A 21,937-nucleotide genomic window follows, 5' to 3' on the forward strand; every position below is an offset into this window, starting at 1 on the left:
AGTCACCTTGAAGACTGCGCCATGCGCGCACTTGTTTCCATCTCTCCCGAACGCAACCTCCTGATCTAGCTCAGGAAAATGTGGGGATACCTCAGACTCTGACCCCGGTTCTTTTTAGCGGCGCACGTCCAGGCGGCCGCTGTCGACGAGGGCGGCGACATCGTCTGCGCCGACGAGGTTGAAGTCGCCGGGGACGCTGTGTTTGAGGCGCGCCGCGCCCAGGCCGAATGCCAGTGCTTGCGCGTCCTCCATGCCCGACAGCACGCCGTGCAGCACGCCGGCGGCGAAGGCGTCGCCGCCGCCGATGCGATCGACGATGCCGTCGACCGGTAATGGATCGAGCCGATGGACCGCGCCGTCGCGGTGCACGAGCAAGGCGCCGAGCAAGTGGCTGTCCACACTGCGCACGTCGCGCTGGGTGCAGGCGATCCGCTGCAGATACGGGAAACGCGCGAATGCGCGCGCGGCGGCGGCGATCGTGCGCTCGGCGGGCGGCAGGCCCGCCTCACCGGCCTCTGGCCCCAGAATCAGATCGACGTCGCGATAGTCGATGAACGCCAGGTCCGCCTCGGCCAGCAGGGCCTGCAGCAGCGGCGCGGGCCGGTCGTTCCACGTCGCCCACAGCTTCGGCCGGAAGTTGCCGTCGAACGACACCAGCGCGCCATGTACGCGCGCGGCACGGACCGCGTCGGCGGCGGCCTGCGCACTGCTCGGGCCGACCGCAGCGGTCACCCCGGACACGTGCAGGCAATCGATGCCCTCCAGCAGCGACGGCCACGCGTAGGCCTCGGCCGCGGCGCGTGCGAACGCCGAGTCGGCGCGGTCGTAGACGACATCGCTGGGGCGCAGTCCGGCGCCGGTCGCCAGGAAGTACAGGCCCATGCGCCCGGGAACGCGGCGCACGCGCGACACGTCGACGCCGTGGCGGCGCAGCTCGCCGAGCGCGGCCTCGCCCAGCGCGTTGTCGGCGACGGTGCCTGCGAATGCGCTGTCGTGTCCGAACCTCGCGAGCGAGACTGCGACATTGGCTTCCGCGCCGCCCACGTGCACCTGCAACTGTCGGCTCTGCAGCAGGAGTTCGCGCCCCGGCGCGCCCAGGCGCAGTAGCAGTTCGCCGAAACAGAGGATGCGCTTGCCCATGACCAATGACCTGTGGGGTGGGCCGGCGACGCGCGCAGGCCGAAAAGTGAGTCTGTCGCGCCGCAGCATGCGTCGCTCGCGGCGTTCTGATAGCGTTTGGCCCGCGGTGTCATTTCGGGCGCCGTCACCACATTAGCAAGCGCGACGATGCAGTCAAGCCGCGCCACACGATGCACCGGGCACCCTGGGAGGGGACGTATGAGGCAGTGGGTCGATTCAAAAAAGACACCGGTTACCTTGCTGGCGACCGGCATCGCGCTGGCGCTCCAGGCGGCCGCATTCCCCGTGCTTGCGCAGCAGGCTGCCGGTGCTGACGATCAGGCCGCCGAGCTCGACACGGTGCGGGTGGTCGGCTACCGCGCGAGCGTGGAAAAGGCGCTCGACATCAAGCGCGGCGAGGCCGGCGTGGTCGACGCGATCGTGGCCGAGGACATCGGCAAGTTCCCGGATCTCAATCTCGCCGAGTCGCTGCAGCGCATTCCTGGTGTGGTGATCACGCGCGAAGCCGGCGAGGGTCGCAACATCTCGGTGCGCGGGCTCGGCCCCGACTTCACGCGCGTGCGGATCAACGGCATGGAGGCACTGAGCACGGTCGGCGGCAGCGACGGCGCGGGCGGCACCAACCGTGGGCGTGGCTTCGATTTCAACGTCTTCGCCTCGGACCTGTTCTCCCAGCTCATCGTCCGCAAGACGGCGTCTGCCGAGGTCGAAGAAGGTTCTCTCGGCGCCACGGTGGACCTGCGCACGGCGCGTCCGTTCGACTACGACGGCTTCACGATGGCCGCCAGCTGGCAGGCAGCTTACGAGGACGCATCGGAAACCACGTCGCCGCGCCTGGCGGCCTTGGTGTCCAACACCTGGGCCGATGGTCGCATCGGCGCGTTGGTGTCGTTCGCGATCAGCGAGCGCAAGGGCGTGGAAGAGGGCACGGGCACGGTGCGCTGGGCCAATGGCACGAGCAACGGCGGCTTCAGCGCGGACTCGCCGTTCCAGGCGGCGCGCGGCGCCGATGTCTACCACCCGCGCTTCCCGCGTTACACGTTGATGGAGCACGACCAGCAGCGCACCGGCGTGACCGCGTCGCTGCAGTTCAAGCCGACCGACCGGACCACGATTTCGCTCGACGGCCTGTACTCGAAGATCGATGCCTCGCGTGACGAGCGCTATATCGAGGCCTACTCGTTCAGCCGAGGCGGCACCGGCAAGCCCGAGACGATCGTCCGCGACGGCGAAATCCGCAATGGCGCGCTGGTCTATGGCGTGTTCGACAACGTGGATCTGCGCTCGGAAAGTCGCCATGACGAGTGGAGCACCACGTTCCGCCAGTTGAGCCTGGAAGCCGAACATCGCTTCAGCAGCGACTTCCGTTTGAGTGGGCGCGTCGGAACCTCGCGGTCCGAGCACGGCAATCCCGTGCAAGCGACGATCATGATGGACAAGCTCAATGTCGACGGCTACAGCTACGACTACCGTCAGGATCCGTATCGGCCGGTCTTCGACTACGGCATCGATCCGACCGATCCGGCCGGCTGGACGCTGTCGACGATCCGCTTGCGTCAGAACTATGTCGAGAACGACTTCGACTCCGGGCAGGTGGACTTCGACTGGAACCTGTCGCCTGGCTTCCGTCTCAAGGGCGGCATTCTGGCCAAGGACTATTCGTTCGGCTCGCGTGAGTTCCGGCGCACCGCCAATGAGGCCCTCGTGCCGGCATTCCCGGATGGCTCGGCGCAGGTCCCGACCGACCTGGTGGCCCTCGCCAGTCTCAGTGGGCTGTCCGGCGCCCCCGGCACCTGGGTGGTGCCGGACTTCAACGCGATTGCCAATCTGTTTGGCATCTTCAGCGGTGAGGGGACGTTCGCGCAGGGCGAGTTCGCCGCGAGCACGCGCAGCGTCGATGAGCAGGATCGCGGCGCCTATCTGCAGGGCGAATTCTCGACCGATCTGGGCTCCATTCCGTTCTCGGGCAACTTCGGTGTGCGCTATGTGCGCACCAAACAGTCGTCGACCGGCATCGCGTCCGCGAGCGGTACGCCCACGCCGACCACGGTCGCGCGCGAGTACAGCGATACGTTGCCCTCGATGAACCTGGTGGCCGAGATCGCGCCCGATGTGCTGATCCGACTCGGGGCGGCCAAGGTGATGTCGCGTCCGGGACTTGGGAGCCTGACGCCCGGCGTGACGGTCAACGTCAGTGGCTCGGCGCGGACTGTCGCGGGCGGTAATCCGCTGCTCGATCCGATCCGCGCCAAGACTGCCGACCTGGGCCTGGAATGGTATTTCGACGAAGGCGCGATGCTGGGCGTGGGCCTGTTCTACAAGGACATCGACAGCTTCATCCAGAACACCCGCGAGACCCGTTCCTTCGCGTCCAGCGGCTTGCCGGCCAGCCTGCTCGACGGCACGGGCGTGTCGGTCAATGAGGACTTCGTGTTCTCGGTGCCGATCAATACCCCGGGCGGCAAGCTCAGAGGGGTGGAGGCGAACTACACGCAACCCTTCACGTTCCTGCCCGGTATCTGGCGCGATTTCGGCGTGCAGTTGAACTACACCTATGTCGACTCGCAGATCCAGTACCTGACCTCGTCCGGCGCGAATGCGCAGAAGACCGATCTCACCGGTCTGTCGAAGCATTCCTGGAACGCGACGTTGTTCTACGAGGGCGAGCGCTTTTCCGGGCGTGTGTCGGCCACCAACCGGGACGACTACCTGATCCAGGTGCCCGGCACCGAGGTCGGTTTCGACAGCGCCGCCAACGGTGTGCACGGGCAGTCCGGTACCACGACCATCGACGCGTCGCTGCGCTGGAAGCTCGACGAGCAGTTCGAAATCACGCTCGAAGGCATCAACCTGACGAACGTGGCGCAGGAGTCTTGGGTCGCCAATCCGGCGCTGCAACTGCCGCTGGAGTACAGCCAGACCGGCCGCCAGTACCTGCTGGGTCTGCGTTACAAGTTCTGATCGATCTGTGTGTGGCAAAACGGGGCGGCCTGCGGGCCGCCCCGTTTTCGTATGTGCGGATCTGCGGTGGGTAGCGGTGTGGAGGCCTTGTGCTCAGCGCCTGTCGTGTACTCGATACACGCATCCGATGCCGCGCGTGTTGCGCTGCAAGATGCACCGCGCATGTCGCCGCTGTTACCGTTTCGGCCCGAATGACCAGCGGTGTCATTCTGGGGGCGCGGTGCTGATGCCACCGCTCGATACGCGATACAGGGGAGGAGCCCGACCATGCAAGACATGACCGATCGCCGCAAGACACCGGTTTCCCTACTCGCGGCCGGGATCACCGTCGCGCTGGCGTCGCCGGCCTTTGCCCAGCAGGCCGCCGAGGGCCCTGCCCACGTCTCCGACATGGCTGCGGTCACGGTGACCGGCTATCGCGAAAGCCTGCAGAAGTCGCTCGACGAGAAGCGCTACAGCGTCGAGCAGGTCGATGCGATCTTCGCCGAGGACATCGGCAAGTTCCCCGATCAGAACCTCGCCGAGTCGCTGCAACGCGTGGCCGGCATCTCGATCGACCGCGAAGGCGGCGAGGGCCAGCGGATCTCCGTGCGCGGCCTGGGCTCGGACTTCACCCGCGTCCGCCTCAACGGCCTGGAGGCGCTGGCGACGGCCGGCAGCGGCAGCGCCGGCGTCAACCGCTCGCGCGGCTTCGACTTCAACACCTTCGCCTCCGAGCTCTTCAGCCAGGTCAAGGTCAACAAGACCCAGTCGGCGCAGATGGACGAAGGTTCGCTGGGCTCGACGGTCGACCTGCGCGGCTCGCGCCCGTTCGATTTCGACGGCTTCCGCGCCTCGGCCAGCGGCCAGCTGGGCTACAACCAGCTGTCGGAGGAAAGCGACCCGCGCGTATCGGGGCTGATCAGCAACACCTGGGCCGATGGCCGGGTCGGCGCGTTGCTGTCGGCGTCCTACAGCGAGCGTTCGATCTACGAGGAAGGCTACAACCCGGTGCGCTGGGAGCATGGCAACCACCGCAACTCGAACCAGTCCAACGCCAACAACAACGGCACCTATGGCTTCTGCTCGCCCGCGGGCTACGACCCGCAGACCCCGCGCAACCCCACGTCGGGTGAACTGGGCAACCCGAGCAGCAACAACGGTTACGGCACCTGGGGCATCGACGCGGCCAACTGCGGCGCCGGGTTGCCGCGGCCGGAAGGGTCGCAAGCGAACATCGACGCCTACGAGACCGCGACCAACGCCTGGATCCCGCGCTACCCGCGCTACATCCGCACCAAGCACGAGATCGAACGCCTGGGTGTGACCGGCGCGCTGCAGTTCCGGATCAGCGACGACACCCTGCTGAGCTTCGATGCGATGTACTCCAAGCTCGACAAGGACCAGCGCGAGGATTCGCTCGGCGCCAATCTGCACCGTGCGGCCAATCTCGGCGGCAAGACCCAGATCATCGTGCGCGAAGCCCAGGTCGACGACCGCAATCGCCTGGTCTACGGCGTGTTCGACAATGTCGATTTCCGCACCGAGTCGAGCCAGATCGAGGAGTCGACCGAGTTCAAGCAGTTCAGCCTGCAGCTCGAGCATCGGTTCAACGACGCGGTCCGCCTGGACGCCACGCTCGGGCACTCGGTGTCCGACTACGCGCGGCCGGTGTTCTCGATGGTCAGCTTCGACAACGCCAACCTCGACGGTTTCGTACTGGACATGCGCGGCGATCCGCAGATGCCGAGCATGACCTTTCCGTTCGACACCAGCAGCGCCGATGCCTGGTCGTGGCTGGGCTACGGTGCGGTGCCGGTCAACAGCAACGGTACCGCGCGCGGCGCCAACATCAGCGAGGTGCGGCTCAATCCGAGCTATGTGAAGAACGCCTTCGACAGCGCCAAGGTGGATCTGGCCGTCGACTTCACGCCGAGTCTGACCTTCCGCACCGGCCTGGCGTGGAAGGACTACGAGATGCGCAGCCAGGAGTACCGCCACATCAGCTACGGCCGCCTGCCGCAGGCGCTGCCGGCCGGGGTGACGCTGGGCGACCTGAGCACCACGCTTGACGGCTTCGGCAAGAACCTCTCGGGCAGCATGCCGGCCTCGTGGCTGATCCCGGATTTCGATCGCATCGCCGATCTGCTCGACATCTACAGCAATGCCGACAACGGCGTGCCCGGCGGCGACTATCGGCTGGCCGGCATCGGCCATTTCGGTGCTTCGAACAACAACTTCGAGGTGACCGAGCGCAGCATGGCGGTCTACGGCCAGCTCGACTTCAACACCGACCTGCTCGAGCGCGCGCTGCGCGGCAATGTCGGTGTGCGCGTGGTCCGGACCCAGATCGACGCGTCGGGCTGGGCACCGTGCCCCACCGGCGGCGAGGCGAACTGCGAGCGTTTCTTCGGCGTGGCCAGCGCGACCGCCGATGCCGGTGAGCGCCTGCTGGTGGGCACGACCGTCGGCCACAGCTACACCGACGTGCTGCCGTCGCTGAACCTGTCCTGGGACGTGGCCGAGAATGTCGTGCTGCGCTTCGGCGCCGCCAAGACCATGGCCCGGCCGACCCTGACCTACATGTCGCCCAGCGTCAGCGGTGGGCCGACGAACTTCTTCGACGATGGCCGGGTGTTTTCGATCAACCTGGGCAATCCCAAGCTCGATCCGTTCCGCTCGACCAATTACGACCTCAGCGCCGAGTGGTACTTCGCCGAGGGCGGGCTGCTGTCGGCGGCGGTGTTCTACAAGGACATCGACAGCTATGTGCAGCGCACCCGCCTGTTGAGCACGTGGGCCGACCTGGGCTACGCCCTCGATCTGCTGCCACCGGGTTTCACCCCCGAGACGATCTTCAACGTGCAGAGCTACTACAACACGCCCGGTGGTCCGCTGAAGGGTTGGGAGCTGACCTACCAGCAGCCGTTCTCGTTCCTGCCCGGGTTCTGGCGCAACTTCGGCGTGCAGATGAACTACACCCATGTCGATTCGGACATCGAATACGTGTTCAGCACTGCGGCCAACAGCAATGCCTCGGTGGTGACCCAGGTGACCGAGAATCAGCTGGTCAACCTCTCGCCCAACTCGTACAACGCCACGTTGTACTACGACGACGGCCGCTTCAGTGCGCGCGCGTCCACCAGTTATCGCGACGGGTACATCGGCGAGGTGCTCAGCCGCGAGAACGTCTGGGACCTGGACGGCAACCAGTTCGCCACGGCCGATGTGACCGGCAAGCACAGCGTGCGCAACGTCGACTTCAACATGTCCTATCGCGTCAACGACAAGCTCAGTCTGACGTTCGAGGCGATCAACCTGCTCGACACCGCTGACCGGCGCTATGTCGATTCGGACCTGATGCTGCCCGACCGCTACACGGTGACCGGGCGGCAGTACTACGTCGGTGCCCGGTATCGCTTCTGAGCCCATCCTGCGTCGGCTGCGTCGACACGCCCGGCGCATCACCGTCGGCATATCGAACGCGTGCGGCCGGCGCGGCATCGTCCGACAATCCGTACACGCGCCAGCTGCGGCCGGCGCATCCGTCGAGGGAGGCAACCGCTTGAACCCGATGTCGATCCGAGTCCTGGCCGCCGCGTGCGCGTTGGGCCTGTCCGCCGCCGCCCATGCGCAGGCGCCCCGGCTGCTGTTCCACGTCTCGGCCGACCAGGGGCTGGTGGCCGATGTCGCCGCCGGCGATCCGGTGCCGAACTTCCAGGACAAGGTGCGTCTGGTCGAAGACGGCGTGCGCGGCAGCGCGATCACCTGGGACGATGATGGCGTGCTGTCGTGGGATGCGCCGGGCAACATCGACGCGCAGCGCGGCACGCTGAGCTTCTTCTGGCGTGCGCGCGATCCGCTGGGCGAGGCGCCGTTCGTGATCTTCCGCGTCGGCTATGCCGACCATTCGAGCTGGGACATGGCGTGGCTCCGGATCGACTGGAACGGGCACGGCTTCGATGCGTTCGTGACCGATGCCAACCTCGCACGTTCGCGGGTGTCGTTCCGCATGGACACGCCGCCCGCGGCCGACGCCTGGACCCATATCGCCTTCGGCTGGGATGAGACGCTCGGGGTACGCTTGTATGTGGACGGGCGCGAGGTCGCGCGCGAGGAGCGCCCGGCGAACGCCCAGGCGAGTTTCGACTATGACGCCGGCCTCGACCAGTTCGGCCTGGCCGCGCGCGTGCTCGCGCCGCACCAGGTGCAGAGCCGCTACAACTTCCTGCGCGGCAGCGACTTCGACGACATCCGCATCCACGACCGCATGCTCGACGCGGCCGGCGTCCAGGCCGTGCGCGCGTTCGCGGCGCCGACCACGTCGGTCGCGCCGGCGCAGCGCCAGGCCGCCTGGTGGTTCCGGCACGGTTGGCAGGACGGCGCGGCGCCGCCGCTGCTCGACGCGCCGACCACGTCGATCCGCAAGGTCGAGTTCGCCGACACACGCGATCTCAAGCAATGGATGTGGAAGGCCACCGACGGTATCGCCGAGACCACCTGGCCCGGTGTCTACAACCGCTCGCGGCTGCGCGGGCGCGACGATTACTTCCAGCTGCCGGACTGGAACACCTACGTCGAGGGCGGCCGCGCGCTGGATCTGACCCTGCCTGACGAGTCGGTCAACCGGGTCGAGATCCGCGGCGCCGCCTACGGCCGCGTCCTGGCCGGTGACGATGCGGACACGCTGCAGCCGCTGTTCGAACGGCCGCAGGGTATCGTGCGCAGCGTCGACGACTTTCCGCTGCGCCGCGGCGGCCATCTGCGCTTCGAGAACGTCGCGCAGGAAACCCCGATCCAGGAGATCTGGGCCTATCGCGTCGAGGCCGCCGACGAGCCGGCGGGTTCGGTCCGGCAGGTCTACACCGTGCGCAGCGACGCCGAGGTCGACTACACCAATCTCGCCGAACTGCGCGGCTACATCGAGGGGCGGTTCGCACCGGAGGAGCGCAGCACGGTGATCGCGCTGCCCGGCCGGGCGGCCTACCGCAAGCGTGCGCCGGCGTCAGCCGATGCGCCGCGGCAGCCGGTGGTGCATGTGCTGATTCCCTCGGGCATCGGCGATGCGCCGGCCGCGCAGCCGCTGATCCGCAGTTGGGCGCACAGCTGGGAGAACATGTACGACGGGCTCGACGGCATCGCGATCGACCTGCCTGCGCTCGACCTGCCGGCCACGCATACCATCGACGGCACCGGGGCGATCCCGCTCAACATCCGCATCAAGGACCCGATCTGGCCGGCGCGCGACATGATCGATGTCTCGGTCTCGGTGCGCCCGGGCCAGGCACGCACGCTGTGGCTGGACCTGCGCGATCGCATCCTCAGCGACGACAGCCTGTGGATCAGCATCGCCTCGGCGGCGCCGGGCTTCGACGCGGCCGCGCTCGACGGGGCGCAGATCCGGATGGTCTACAAGCCCCGCGCCGAGGCGCTGGTCGAGCATGTCGCCGACCGCTTCAACCAGGTGCGCGACAACTGGGGCTTCCTGGTCGAGGAACACACCACCTCCAAGCGCCAGCGACTCTACGCACGCGCCTACGCCGACATCAGCGATCTGCTGCGGGTCGATCCCGACCACGCGCTGGGCCGGTTGTACTGGAACTACATGAGCTACAACAGCCAGGGCCGGCCGCCGTTCGCGCAGCCCGAGCCGCCGGCCGGTGTGCCGCTGTGGGCGTTCCGCCAGCTCGAGGATCTCAAGGCGGTCCGGCGCTTCGTCGAATGGTGGATCGACGAGCGCCAGGTGCCGTTCGGCGACTTCGGCGGCGGCATCTCCGACGACAGCGATCTGCTGCAGCAGTGGCCGGGCCTGGCACTGATGGGCGTGCTGCCCGACAAGCTCAATGCCTCGCTGACTGCGCTGGCCGACGCGGCCTATGCCAATGGCATGTTCACCGGCGGCCTGTCGACGATCGAGACCGACGAGCTGCATGCCTACGAGGAGGGCATCAACACCAACAGCGCGATGGCCCTGCTCAACTGGGGCGATCCGCTGACGATGACCCGGCTGATGGAGACCGTGCGCGACCTCGACGAGAAGATCGTGCTGCGCAACCCGCAGGGGCATCGGCTGTTCTCGAGTAACTGGTTCGGCGGGCGCAAGGTCTACCGCGAGCCGCGCTGGCAGTGGCAGAAGCCGTACTCGTTCCCGGTGCTGCACCCGGCCTTCGTGCTCGGCGTGTTCAATGCCGATCCGACCAGCCGGGCGATGATCACCGGACTGGCTGACGGCTATCTGGCCCATGCCTACACCGACGCACAAGGCGTCTGGCAACTGCCCAACGAGATCCACTGGGCGACCGGCGAGCGGCGTGGCGGCGACCTCTTCGACGGCTCCGGCGGCGCTGACACCATGCACCTGTACTGGGCGGCGTGGCGTTGGACCGGCGATGCGAAGTACCTGCGTCCGCTGCAGTACCGGGTGGACCGCAGCGGCCCGGCCGGTCTGTCGAACCTGGCGGAGAACTATGTCGATGCGCTCGGCCGGCGCGCGGACTGGGGCCAGCGTCTGCAGCAATCGGCCGACAGCGGCGAGACCGGCGTGCAGAGCGTGTTCGCCTGGCAGCAGACCGGCGACAAGCGCTATCTCGAGGCGCTGCATGCCGACGGCATCCAAGCCAAGGCGCAGCGCGAATACATGAACACCGAAGGCCATTGGTGGTCGGACCGGGTGGAGGCGCCGAGCGAATTCCTGCAGCGCGCACGGCTGGGCGGGCTCGCGCTCAAGCGCAACACGACCTATCCCGGGCACACGGTGAGCTGGCGCTTCGCCGACGACGCGCAGGCCGAACAGGTCGCGCTGCTGGTCTCGGCGCCCTCGCGCGAACGTTTCAAGGTCATCGCGTACAACACCGGCACGCGCACCGCGCACGCGACGATGACCGGCTGGAACGTCGCCCCCGGGCGCTGGCGGATGGTCAGTGGCGTGGACCGCAGCGGCGACGAGAGCATCGACGGTCGCGCGCAGACGCGCGAGATTCGGCTCGAATCGAGTGCATCGGTCGATCTGGTGTTCGTGCCCGGCCAGACCCAGGTGTTCGAGTTCGAACGCATCGAAGCCGGCACGCCGGTCGACGTGCGTCCCGACATCGGCATCGGCCGCGGCGATGTGCGCGTGGTCGACGGTGCAGTCGAAGCGACCGTGCACAGTCTCGGCCATGCCGATGCGCCGGGCGGCGTGGCGATCCTCGAGACTGCGGATGGGCGCGAACTCGCGCGGGCGGACCTGCCGCCGCTCGCGGCGCCGCGGGACCTGCGTCCGCGCACGGCCACCGTGCGCCTGCAGCCTGCGGGCCGCCTGCCAGATGGCGCACAGGTGCGGATCGCGCTGCCGGGCGATGCCGAAGAAGTCACGCGCCTGAACAACGTCGCGCCGGTGCGCTGAGGGACGCGCGGCGCTTGGGGGCGTCCGGCATGCGCCGGGCGCCCGACCCGGCTATTGCGTGCCGCGCTGCACGAAGGGTGCTTGCCGGTAGAGCCGGCGCTCGCCGCCGCGCGGGTCGTCCTCGAGTCGCGAAGGCGTGTCGAAGACCATCGTCTCGCGGCGCGCCAGGCTGTACGGCGCCCAGTGCGTCAGGCCGGTATGGTTCGGATTCCCCGAACGCGCGAAGGCGAGCAGGGCGCCCTGCATCACCGCGGCCATGTCGCGTGCGCGCGCATCGTCGCCGGTGCGGCTACCGGCACGATCGATCGTGCCGAACACCAGCGGGATGTCGAGGGTGTGGAAGGCGCGCATCCGCTCGCCGCCGTGCGGATACCAGTCGAGCTGATAGGCCCAGGTGTTGTGGCCCTGGGCGGTGCGCACTTCCAGCTCTTCGATCGCGCCGCGCCACGAGCGGCCGGCAGTGGTGGCGGCGAAAAACACCTCCGACGGCGTGTAGTCCGGGTACAGCCGCCGGTACTCGGCAATCACGACCGCGGGGTCGAGATCGACGAACTGTTGCGTGCGCAGTTTGGCCGGCAGCGCCTCCCAGTCCAGGCTGAAGTTGTCCGGATCGTGGCCGAGGAAGGCGCGGGTCTCGTCGCGCGTGTTGCCGATCACCATTGGGATCTGCGCCGACTGCGGGGGCGCATCCGGCCAGAACGGGTGGCGCGGCAACGTGACCGTGTCCACGACCGGGCCGAAGTACAGGCTGCTGTCCTCCACGCGTGAGGGGTCGCGGACGAGCTGCGCGTCGAGCAGGGCCTGCATCGGCAGCGTACGCAGCCGCTCGACGTCCGCGGGCGCCACGCCCAGCGCGTCCAGAAACAGACGCGCGCGCTGGTCGGCGGCGCGCGGCCCGGCCGCGGTGACCTGCTGCCCGCTCATCGTCCAGGCGCGGTGGAACAGCCCCTGCGCGGACGGCATCGCCATCAGCGTGGCGATCTTCGCGCCGCCGCCGGACTGGCCGAACAGCGTCACGTTGCCCGCGTCGCCGCCGAACTCCTCGGCATGCGCCGCGACCCACTGCAGTGCCTGTACCAGATCGAGCTGGCCGACATTGCCCGACTGCGCCAGCGCCGGGCCGCCGAGGTCGCGCAGCGCCAGGTAGCCGAACGCGTTCAAGCGATGGTTCACGGTGACGACCACGACATCACCGCGGCGGCACAGGGGGCCGCCGTCGTAGAGCGGATCGCTGCCCGATCCGGTCGAGAATGCGCCGCCGTGGATGTAGACCAGGATCGGCCGGCGCGCACCGTCGCGCAGGCCGGGTGTCCAGACGTTGAGGAACAGGCAGTCCTCGCTGCCTGGGCCTTCGCCGCCGCGCTGGGGGGCGGACGCGCCATAGGCCAACGCGTCGTGCACGCCGCGCCAGGCCGGCGCGGGCGCGGCGGGCATGAACCGTCGCGGTGCGGTATCGGCGCCGTAGCGCACGCCGCGGAAGACGTGCACGCCGTCCTCGATCGCGCCGCCGATGCGGCCGCCGGCCACGCGCGCGACGCTGGTGCGGGGCGCGGCGGCGAAGGCAGCGGGCAGGGCGGCGAGGGCGCCGGCGAACGCGCCGGCCTGGAGCAGGCGGCGACGGTGGGGATCGGTCGGGGTGTCGGTCATGGGCGTGGCGGCAGGCTGTCGATCCAGTCGAGGGCGAGGTGCGGCCAACGCGCCAACGGGCCGTGCGCATCGCGCACGCCGAAGCCGTGGCCGCCGGTGGGGAAGACGTGCAGCGACGCCGGCACGCTGGCCGTGAGAGCCGCGGCGTGCATCGCCAGCGCGTTGCCGACCGGCACCGTGGGGTCGTCCTGTGCGTGCAGCAGGAACAGTGGCGGGGTGCGTGCGTCGACATGGCGCTCGGGTGACAGGCGTGCCAATGCGAGGTCCGCCGGCGCGTCGCTCGCGGCCAGCAGGCGATCGCGCGACCCGGCATGCGCGAGACCGTCGCGCATCGAGATCACCGGGTAGATCAGCAGCGCGAAGTCCGGGCGCCCGTCGATCCGGTCGATCGCATCGACCGGCGTGTACGCTGGTGCCGGATGGGTCGCCAGGCGGGCGGCGACATGGCCGCCGGCCGAGAACCCCATCACCCCGATGCGTGCCGGGTCGATGCCGTCGTCACCGGCGCGGGCACGGATGATCCGCAACGCGCGCTGGGCATCGGCAAGCGGGGCGTCGGGCCCTTCAGCATGGCGCCGGTCGGGCAGGCGGTAGCGCAGCACGAACAGTGTGATACCGGCCGCGTCGACGAAGGCGGGAATCAAGGCGGTGCCTTCCTTGTCGAGCACCACACGCGCATAGCCGCCGCCGGGTACGACCAGCAACGCCTGGCCATTGGGACGTGCCGGCGCGTACATTGCGAGATAGGGCGTACGCACATCCTCGACGATCCGGTCCGGGCGCGCCGGATCCTGGCTGCGCTCGGTGACCCGGTCGCCGCCTGCCGCGTCGGCTGCCGGCCACAGGTCGATGCGTTGCTCTCTGGCAACGGGCGCGGCCTGGACGGCGCTGAGGCCGGAGGCAGCGAGCATCAGCAGCGCACAGCACAGCGGGCGGATGGACCTGCGCAGCATGGGGAGCGTTCCGATGATGGGCGTGGGGTGCGATGCGTTTTGCCGCACTGCACATTGAAGATGACACCGGTTTACCATACAAGACATCCCCAGCGGCCGCGATCTGCGGCGCAGCAACGACCAGGTCAGGAGATCGAGTTTGAACAACGGCACCGCGCATCCGACCGCGCAGGACGATCCTGCGGACCCGACACAGGGCATCGTCGACGCCTTCGGGCACGCGCGCCGCAACGGCGCTGCGCTTCCCGACTTCCCAGGGGTCATTCCCGAGACGCTGGTCGACGCCTATGCCGTGCAGGACGCCGCGATCGCGGCCTGGCCGGATGCGGTGGTCGGCTGGAAGGTCGGCTACATCGCCGCCGAGCGGCGCGACATCTCCGGCGACGACCGCCTGCTGGGTCCGATCTTCCGGCGCAACCTGCAGCAGGCGGGGCAGGCCACGCGCATCGCGGTGTTCGCCGGTGGCTTCGGCGCGATCGAGGCCGAGTATGTGCTGCGCCTCGATGCCGACGCGCCTGCCGACAAGCTGGACTGGACGCCCGACGAAGCCGCCGCGCACCCGGCCACGCTGTTCATCGGGCTGGAGGTGGCGAGCAGCCCGCTGGCGACGATCAACGTGCTCGGCCCGCGCGTGGTGATCTCCGATTTCGGCAACAACAACGGCCTGGTCGTCGGCGGCGAGATCGCCGACTGGACCGGGCTGGACGAGGCGCGCCTGCGCGTCGAGAGCCGCATCGATGGCGCGGTCGTGGGCAGCGGCGGTGCGACCACGCTGCCTGGCGGTCTGCGCGCGGCCTTCGCGTTCGCACTGGCGCGCTCGGCGCGACGCGGCCGTCCGCTGCGCCGCGGCGAGTTGATCGCGACCGGCAATGCCACCGGTATCCACGACATCGCGCCCGGCCAGCGCGCCGAGGTGATCTTCGACGGCCACGGCACGATCACCGTCGATGTCGAGGCCGCCGCGCCCCAGGCGCCGGGGACGGTCGCATGACCTCGCGGCGGCGCTTTCTGGCCGGGCTCGGTGCGGTGTGCGCCGCGCCGTTGCTGCCCGCGGCCTTGCATGCCGACGACGGCGCGACCGTACTGACCGCCACCGACGTGCACGTCGCCGGTTATCCGACCGTCGAGGCGGTGAAGTGGATCGGCGAGACACTCGAGCGCGAGACCAGCGGTCGGGTGCGTTTGCGCCAGTACCACTCCGGTCAGCTGGGCCGCGAGGCCGAAGCGATCGACATGGCCCGCTTCGGCGCGATCGACATGACCCGCGTCTACGCAGGCGCGCTCAACAACGCCTTTCCGCTGACCACCGCGCTGTGTCTGCCGTACGCGTTCGATTCGGTCGCGCACCTGCGCCATGCGCTCGACGGCGGCATCGCACAGACCGTGCTCGACGGCTTCGGCAGCCGCGACCTGGTCGGGCTGGCGGTCTACGACAGCGGCGCACGCTGCTTCTACAACACGCGGCACGCGATCCGCACGCCCGCCGATCTCCACGGCCTGAAGCTGCGCGTGGCCTCGTCGGACATGTTCATCGACCTGATGCGGCTGCTCGGCGCCAATCCCACGCCGATGTCGCTCGGCGACACGTTCTCGGGCATGGAGACGCACATGATCGACGGCGCCGAGAACAACATGCGCAGCTTCCATTCCAGCCGTCACTTCGAGGCGGCACGGTTCTGGTCGCAGAGCGAGCACTCCTACGCGCCGGACATCCTGCTGATCTCGCGCCGCTCGCTCGACGCGCTGGCGCCTGCCGACCGCGACCTGCTGATCGACACTGCGCGCGCCTCGGTGCCGGTGATGCGCCGCTTGTGGGACGCCTCCGAAGAAGCCGCGCGCCAGGCCGTGCGCGATTACGGCATCGCGTTCAACGAGGTCGACATGGACGCGTTCCGCACCGCGGCCGCGCCGCTGCGCGAGCGCTACCTGCGCCAGCCCGAACTCCAGACCCTCTACCGTCGCATCCGCGACTTCGCCTGACACACGGGGACCCCGCGATGTCCGAAGCCTCGACTCTCCCACCGCTGGGCGCCGCCGGGCGCCTGCTCGAGCGGATCGCCCATCTCGCTATCGCCATCGCCGCCACCGCCCTGTTCGGGCTGGTCATCGTGCAGGGCTGGCAGGTGTTCGCCCGCTACGTGATCAACGATTCGCCCAGTTGGACCGAGCCGGTCACGTTGCTGCTGCTGAGCACGGCGATGAGCCTGGGCGCGGCCGCCGGCGTGCACACCAACCGGCACTTCGGCTTCTACCTGCTGCACGACCACGTGCGCCCGGCGGTCCGGCGCGGCATCGACCTGCTGGTGCCGCTGGTGATCGCCGCGATCGGCGCGGTCATCGCCTGGTGGGGCGCGCTGCTGCTGCTCGATGGGCTGCACATCAAGGCCGCGGGCGCGGCGATGCCGCAGAGCATCAACTACCTGCCGCTGTCGATCGGCGGCGCGCTGATGGTGGTCTTCGCACTCAACCGTTTCGCATTGGCGCTGCGTCCGCGCGTCGAAGAGGAGGGCCACTGACATGGCGATCGCGATCCTGTTCATCGTCTTTGCCGTGCTGCTGGTGCTCGGCGTCCCGGTCGCGTTCGCGCTGGCCGCCGCGGCGCTGGCGACGCTGCTGTATCTGGACCTGCCATCGATCGTGCTGGTGCAGCAGATCTCGGCCGGCACCGGCTCGGCCTCGCTGATCGCCATTCCGTTGTTCATCTTCGCCGGCGAAATCATGATGCGCGGCGGCATCTCCGAGCGTCTGATCGCGCTGGCCTCGTCGCTGGTCGGGCGCATGCGCGGCGGCCTGGGTCAGGTGTCGATCCTGTCATCGCTGTTCTTCGGCGGCGTTTCGGGCTCGGCGATCGCCGACGTCTCGGCGGTCGGCGGCACGATGATCCCGCAGATGGTCAAGCGCGGTTACGACCGGGACTTCGCGGTCAATGTCAGCATCACCGCCGCTCTGGTCGCGTTGCTGGTGCCGCCTTCGCACAACCTGATCCTGTTCTCGGCCGCCGCGGGCGGCGGGCTGTCGATCGCCGACCTGTTCGCGGCCGGCATCGTGCCGGCGCTGCTGATGACGCTGGCGCTGATGGTCACCGGCTACCTGGTCGCGCGTCGCCGCGGCTACGGCGTGGAGATCTTCCCCGGCTGGCGTGCGGTGCTGCTGCGCACGGTGTCGGCGCTGCCGGGCCTGGGGCTGGTCGCGCTGATCTTCGTCGGCATCCGCGCCGGCATCTTCACCGCGGTCGAGAGCGCGGCGATCGCGGTGGTCTACGCGTTGCTGGTGACGATCGTGCTGTATCGCCAATTGCGTGTGCGCGAGTTCGTCGAAACGATCACCCATGCCGCGCGCAGCACTGGCGTGATCCTGTTCGTGATCGCGACCGCGTCGGTGTTCGGCTGGCTGCTGGCCTATCTCCAGGTGCCGAGCGCCGCCGTGGAGTTCCTGCAGTCGTTCGCGCACAGCAAGCTGGCGGTGCTGCTGATGATCGTGTTGATGCTGCTGCTGCTCGGCACATTCATGGACCTGGCCCCGCTGATCCTGATCTGCACGCCGATCTTCCTGCCGGTGGCGCGTGCCTACGGCATCGACCCGATCCATTTCGGCCTGGTGCTGGTGCTCACCGGCGGCCTGGGCCTGGTCACGCCGCCGGTCGGCTCGGTGCTGTTCATCGGCACCGCGATCGGCAAGATCACCGTCGGGCAGAGCATGCGCACGATCTGGCCGTTCTGGTTCGCCGGCCTGGGCGTGCTGTTGATCGTGACCCTGTTCCCCAGCCTGTCGCTGTGGCTGCCGGCGGTGCTGCGCGCCGGCTAAGGCGCGCAATGGGGCCCGCCATCGCGCATTGGCGTTGGCGGACGGTAAAAATTCGACTCTGACCCCGGTTTACGGGGTGGCGCGTTTTTCGGCGGCCTGGGCCCAGCGCTCGGCGACCTGGGGCGAGGTCAGGCAGGCGACGTCGTCGGTGACCGTGGTCACCGCGCGCTCGAGCAGCTGGATGTCGGCCTCGTGCTGGCGTGCGACATGCGGGTCTTCGAAGAAGATCGCGCGCCGGCACTTGCGGTCGAGCACCAGGTCGGCGATCTGCGCGTCGCCGCCGAGTGGGCCGCTGTTGAAGCGCTGCGCCCAGGCCTCGCCGACCGGCCAGCCGCGGCGCCAGGCCAGTTCGTTGAGGCGCTGGCCGGTGGTACCGGTGGCCACTCGCGTGCGAAAGCGCGACAGCAGCTCGAAATGGCGGTCGGCGAAGTCGAGCATCTGCGGCTTCATCGCGTCGTGGGCGATCAGCGCGACAGTCTGGGTCTCGAATGCGTGCAAGTCGTCGGCGCCGGGATCGGGCGGCAGGCCGGCGTGGAGGCGTTCGCACTCGATCCAGTCGCGCGCCGACGCCACGGTCGACAGGAACGGCTTGCCCTGGATCACGCACTGTCGCTTGAGCGCGACCGCCTCGGGGAAGATCGACGAGGGGTCCACCGGGTCGATCAGGTAGACCACGCCGTCGAGCGTGCGGCCGTCGCCCAGCCCGACGACTTCGGCGACCAGCTTCATCAGGCCGCCCTCGCGGCCGTAGGGGTAGCGCTGCATCCGGGTGTGGTCGTCGAGCACGCCGTGACGGGCGATCGCGTCGAAGGTGCGGCCGACGACGTGCAGCGCGATCTCCAGTTCGCGGATGCCCGCGCCACTGGCCTTGAGCCAGCGGAACAGGGCGGCCTCGCGGTCGGCATGGTGGCGTCGGTTGGCGGCAAGTCCGAGTCGCATCGAAGGCATAGGGCAGCGGCGAAGGTGTGCACGCTAGCACGCGCCACGCTGTCTGCCGCATTGCGGAATGCGTGTCGGCGCGCGCTCTGCTACGGTCGGATGACCATCGGTGTCATCGCCTTGCAGCGTGCTGGCGCCTCGCCCCTTTTCCCAAGGAGATGCGCATGTATCCGCGTCGTTCCCCGCGGCTTTCCGGCGTCTGCGTCGCCGGGCTGTTGCTCGCCGCCAGCGCTGCCGCCGCGCCACCCGATTCGCCCACGCCGTCCGCCGCGCCCGCCAGCCAGGGCTGGGCGCGCGGCATCGAACACCAGCGCAAGGCGGATCTGGGCGACGGCACGTTCCTCAATCCGGTGTTCGCCGGCGACCGGCCCGATCCTTCGGTGCTCAAGGACGGCGAGGACTACTACCTCACGCTGTCCTCGTTCGATGCCTATCCCGGCCTGCCGCTCTGGCATTCGCGCGATCTGGTGAACTGGCAGCCGCTGGGGCATGCGATCACGAAGAATGTCGGCTCGATCTGGGCGCCGGACATCGTCAGGCACGACGGGCGTTACTACATCTATTTCCCGGCCCGCACCGGTGGCACCGAGGGCGCGGAACGCAGCAACTACGTGGTCTGGGCCGACGACATCCGCGGGCCGTGGAGCGAGCCGGTCGAGATCGGCCTGAGCCGCTACATCGATCCGGGGCATGCGGTCGGCGAGGACGGCAAGCGCTACCTGTTCCTGAGCGGCGGCGACTACGTGCAGCTGGCCGACGACGGCCTGTCGGTCGTCGGTGCGCCGCGGCACGTGTACGACGGTTGGCAGTATCCGCAGGACTGGGATGTCGAGGCCTACGCGCAGGAAGGCCCGAAGATCCACAAGCGCGGCGACTGGTACTACATGACCACCGCGGTCGGCGGCACGGCCGGCCCGCCGACCGGGCATATGGTGATCACTGCGCGCGCGCGCTCGATCCACGGCCCGTGGGAGAACTCGCCGTACAACCCGATCGTGCGCACGGTCGATCGCAGCGAGCCGTGGTGGTCGCGCGGCCATGCGACGGTGATCGAGGGCACCGATGATCGCTGGTGGATGATCTACCACGGCTACGAGAACGGGTACTGGACGCTTGGCCGGCAGGCGCTGCTCGAGCCGATCGAATGGACCGACGACGGCTGGTTCGTGGCCCGCGGCGGCGACCTGGGCCAACCCTTGGCCAAGCCGGCCGGCAGCGCGGTCGGCGAGCACGGTATGGCGCTGTCGGACGACTTCAGCAGCGGCCGCCTGGGCCACCAGTGGGCGTTCTTCGACCCGGCGCCCGACGAGTACGCGCGGCTGGCCTTCGGCGACGGCACGTTGACCCTGCAGGGCAAGGGCCGCACCCCACGCGATGCGTCGCCGCTGACGCTGATCGCCGGCGACAAGGCCTACCAGTTCGAGGTCGAGATGGAGATCGAGCCGGGCGCGATCGGCGGCGCGCTGCTGTTCTACAGCGACCGACTGTATGTGGGGGTGGGCAGCAACGGCGAGCGCATGGTCATGCATCGCTACGGGCTGGAGCGTCCCAGCGGCGGGCTGCCGGCGGGCCAGGGCGGCCGGTTGTGGCTGCGGGTGACCAACGACCGCCACATCGTCACCATCCATACCAGCGCCGATGGTCGGACCTGGGAGAAATACCCGGTGCAGATGGAGGTCTCGGGCTATCACCACAATGTCGCTGGCGGCTTTCTGGCACTCAAGCCTGCGCTCTATGCCGCCGGGGAGGGCAAGGTCCATTTCCGCGACTTCCGCTTCCGGGCCCTGGACTGAACATGACCGGGGCGTGGAGGGCGGGGGCGCACAACTGTCGCTAGAATGGAAACCGCACGACAACCGGCCCCTGGGGGACCACGGATGCCCACAGAGAACAAGACGATCCGGGGCGGCGGTACGATGCCGCGCGCGGCCACGATCAACGACATCGCCCGCCTGGCGGGGGTCTCGAAGAAGACCGTCTCGCGCATCATCAACCACTCGCCGCTGGTGCGGCAGGACACGCGCGAGAAAGTCGAGGCGCTGATGCGCGAGGTCGGCTATGTGCCCGACCCGCTGGCGCGCGGCCTAGCGTTCCGTCGCTCGTTCCTGATCGGCATGGTCTACGACAATCCGACCGCGCAGTTCATCGTCAACATGCAGTACGGCGCGCTCGACACGCTGCGCGACTCGGGCTACGAACTGGTCGTCCATCCCTGCGACAGCCGCAGTCCGAACTACATCGACGGCGTGCGCCGCTTCGTGCAGCAGCAGAAGCTCCACGGGGTGATGCTGGTGCCGCGCGTGTCCGAGGACCAGGCACTGGCCGACATGCTGGCCGAGACCGGTTGCCGCTATGTGCGCATCGCTGCGGTGTCGATGGACACACCCGAGCGCATGGTCGTGACCCACGACCACGACGGCGCGGCCGAAGTCGCCGACTACCTGCAGTCGCTGGGGCACCGCGATATCGCGATGATCACAGGGCCCCGCGACTACCGCTCCTCGATCGAGCGTTCGACCGGCTTTGTGTCCGCGCTCGAGCGGCGCGGCGTGGCGATGCCCAAGTCGCGGATCGTCGAGGCCGGCTATACCTTCGAATCGGGCGTGGCCGCAGCCGAGAAGCTGCTCGGCGCCAAGAAGCGGCCGACGGCGATCTTCTGCGGCAACGACGAGATGGCCGCCGGCGTCTACCGCGTGGCGATGCGCGCAGGCATCAGTATTCCCCGGCAGTTGTCGGTGGTCGGCTACGACGACAGCCCGCTGGCCTCCCGGCTGTGGCCACCGCTGACCTCGGTCCGCCGCGACACCCGCGACACCGGCCGGATCTCGGCCGCGATGCTGCTCCAGCCCGAGGGCGCACCACGCCCGTTGGCGAGCGTCCGGCCGCACCTGGTGGTCCGCGACTCCTGCCAGCCGCCGGACTGAAGGCGCCGGCCGATCCCGCCATGGCCGCGACGCCGCGCGCGCGGCCGCCCACCGCACGTGGCGCGATCGCGCGTCTGTCGCACACTGCCCGTTGAGGTTCGTCCAGCCGCGTCGGCTATGCCGCAAGACAGGCCGGCCCGTTTGCCGCGCCGCGGTATGACACCGGTTACCGAAAGGCCTAGAATGCCTGTTCCCGACGTTCCGCC

At 68.9% G+C, this 21,937-nt stretch carries 13 protein-coding genes; 9 read left to right on the top strand and 4 right to left on the bottom strand.

Features of this window, described 5'->3' with window-relative positions:
- Positions 1–114 precede the first annotated feature (114 nt).
- Positions 115–1,140, bottom strand: coding sequence for a sugar kinase (locus tag FHW73_RS09940; RefSeq protein WP_183426559.1), 1,026 nt, complete (start codon positions 1,138–1,140; stop codon positions 115–117).
- Between the two features lie 198 nt (positions 1,141–1,338).
- Between FHW73_RS09940 and FHW73_RS09945 the strand changes: the two genes are divergently transcribed.
- The 3 genes from FHW73_RS09945 (at position 1,339) to FHW73_RS09955 (ending at position 11,464) form a co-directional block, all read left to right on the top strand.
- Positions 1,339–4,101, top strand: a complete 2,763-nt coding sequence (locus FHW73_RS09945; protein ID WP_183426560.1) for a TonB-dependent receptor — start codon at positions 1,339–1,341, stop codon at positions 4,099–4,101.
- Positions 4,102–4,368: 267 nt separating this feature from the next.
- A complete protein-coding gene (locus FHW73_RS09950) occupies positions 4,369–7,506 on the top strand; it encodes a TonB-dependent receptor (RefSeq protein ID WP_183426561.1) in 3,138 nt (1,045 codons plus the stop codon).
- A gap of 148 nt (positions 7,507–7,654) precedes the next feature.
- Positions 7,655–11,464, top strand: coding sequence for a LamG-like jellyroll fold domain-containing protein (locus FHW73_RS09955; protein WP_183426562.1), 3,810 nt, complete (start codon positions 7,655–7,657; stop codon positions 11,462–11,464).
- 51 nt (positions 11,465–11,515) lie between these two features.
- Here FHW73_RS09955 and FHW73_RS09960 read toward each other — a convergent pair whose 3' ends face one another.
- Positions 11,516–13,111: a carboxylesterase/lipase family protein gene (locus FHW73_RS09960; protein WP_183426563.1), complete on the bottom strand. Its 1,596-nt coding sequence runs from the start codon at positions 13,109–13,111 to the stop codon at positions 11,516–11,518.
- Positions 13,108–14,022, bottom strand: coding sequence for an alpha/beta hydrolase (locus FHW73_RS09965; protein WP_255492931.1), 915 nt, complete (start codon positions 14,020–14,022; stop codon positions 13,108–13,110). Before FHW73_RS09965 ends, FHW73_RS09960 begins: the two co-directional genes overlap by 4 nt.
- A gap of 241 nt (positions 14,023–14,263) precedes the next feature.
- Here FHW73_RS09965 and FHW73_RS09970 point away from each other — a divergent pair, with 241 nt between their 5' ends.
- Genes FHW73_RS09970 through FHW73_RS09985 form a run of 4 tightly spaced genes read left to right on the top strand, consistent with a single transcriptional unit; the run spans position 14,264 to position 17,868 of the window.
- Complete coding sequence (locus tag FHW73_RS09970) at positions 14,264–15,055, top strand: 2-keto-4-pentenoate hydratase (protein ID WP_183426802.1); 792 nt, start codon at positions 14,264–14,266, stop codon at positions 15,053–15,055.
- A complete protein-coding gene (locus FHW73_RS09975; RefSeq protein ID WP_183426565.1) occupies positions 15,052–16,044 on the top strand; it encodes a TRAP transporter substrate-binding protein in 993 nt (330 codons plus the stop codon). Before FHW73_RS09970 ends, FHW73_RS09975 begins: the two co-directional genes overlap by 4 nt.
- 17 nt (positions 16,045–16,061) lie before the next feature.
- Positions 16,062–16,580: a TRAP transporter small permease gene (locus tag FHW73_RS09980; RefSeq protein WP_183426566.1), complete on the top strand. Its 519-nt coding sequence runs from the start codon at positions 16,062–16,064 to the stop codon at positions 16,578–16,580.
- Between the two features lies 1 nt (position 16,581).
- Positions 16,582–17,868: a TRAP transporter large permease gene (locus tag FHW73_RS09985; protein ID WP_183426567.1), complete on the top strand. Its 1,287-nt coding sequence runs from the start codon at positions 16,582–16,584 to the stop codon at positions 17,866–17,868.
- 69 nt (positions 17,869–17,937) lie between these two features.
- Here the strand turns inward: FHW73_RS09985 and FHW73_RS09990 are convergent, their stop codons facing one another.
- Entirely contained in the window at positions 17,938–18,807 is an 870-nt protein-coding gene (locus FHW73_RS09990; protein ID WP_183426568.1) for a methylglyoxal synthase, read from the bottom strand.
- 158 nt (positions 18,808–18,965) lie between these two features.
- Between FHW73_RS09990 and FHW73_RS09995 the strand changes: the two genes are divergently transcribed.
- Together FHW73_RS09995 and FHW73_RS10000 are read left to right on the top strand one after the other, a co-directional pair.
- The gene (locus tag FHW73_RS09995) at positions 18,966–20,600 is read left to right on the top strand and encodes a family 43 glycosylhydrolase (RefSeq protein ID WP_345776174.1); all 1,635 of its coding nucleotides are present in this window, start codon (positions 18,966–18,968) and stop codon (positions 20,598–20,600) included.
- Between the two features lie 84 nt (positions 20,601–20,684).
- Positions 20,685–21,731, top strand: coding sequence for a LacI family DNA-binding transcriptional regulator (locus FHW73_RS10000; RefSeq protein ID WP_183426570.1), 1,047 nt, complete (start codon positions 20,685–20,687; stop codon positions 21,729–21,731).
- Positions 21,732–21,937 lie beyond the last annotated feature (206 nt).

The organism is Luteimonas sp. RC10 (genome assembly GCF_014192745.1).
In the GTDB taxonomy this organism is placed as follows: Bacteria; Pseudomonadota; Gammaproteobacteria; order Xanthomonadales; family Xanthomonadaceae; genus Luteimonas.

Excerpts from the sequence above, each read along its gene's own strand:
- FHW73_RS09940 (WP_183426559.1), bottom strand. The coding sequence starts at position 1,140 with ATGGGCAAGCGCATCCTCTGTTTCGGCGAACTGCTACTGCGCCTGGGC.
- FHW73_RS09945 (WP_183426560.1), top strand. The coding sequence starts at position 1,339 with ATGAGGCAGTGGGTCGATTCAAAAAAGACACCGGTTACCTTGCTGGCG.
- FHW73_RS09950 (WP_183426561.1), top strand. The coding sequence starts at position 4,369 with ATGCAAGACATGACCGATCGCCGCAAGACACCGGTTTCCCTACTCGCG.
- FHW73_RS09955 (WP_183426562.1), top strand. The coding sequence starts at position 7,655 with ATGTCGATCCGAGTCCTGGCCGCCGCGTGCGCGTTGGGCCTGTCCGCC.
- FHW73_RS09960 (WP_183426563.1), bottom strand. The coding sequence starts at position 13,111 with ATGACCGACACCCCGACCGATCCCCACCGTCGCCGCCTGCTCCAGGCC.
- FHW73_RS09965 (WP_255492931.1), bottom strand. The coding sequence starts at position 14,022 with ATGCTCGCTGCCTCCGGCCTCAGCGCCGTCCAGGCCGCGCCCGTTGCC.
- FHW73_RS09975 (WP_183426565.1), top strand. The coding sequence starts at position 15,052 with ATGACCTCGCGGCGGCGCTTTCTGGCCGGGCTCGGTGCGGTGTGCGCC.
- FHW73_RS09980 (WP_183426566.1), top strand. The coding sequence starts at position 16,062 with ATGTCCGAAGCCTCGACTCTCCCACCGCTGGGCGCCGCCGGGCGCCTG.
- FHW73_RS09985 (WP_183426567.1), top strand. The coding sequence starts at position 16,582 with ATGGCGATCGCGATCCTGTTCATCGTCTTTGCCGTGCTGCTGGTGCTC.
- FHW73_RS09990 (WP_183426568.1), bottom strand. The coding sequence starts at position 18,807 with ATGCGACTCGGACTTGCCGCCAACCGACGCCACCATGCCGACCGCGAG.
- FHW73_RS09995 (WP_345776174.1), top strand. The coding sequence starts at position 18,966 with ATGCGCATGTATCCGCGTCGTTCCCCGCGGCTTTCCGGCGTCTGCGTC.
- FHW73_RS10000 (WP_183426570.1), top strand. The coding sequence starts at position 20,685 with ATGCCCACAGAGAACAAGACGATCCGGGGCGGCGGTACGATGCCGCGC.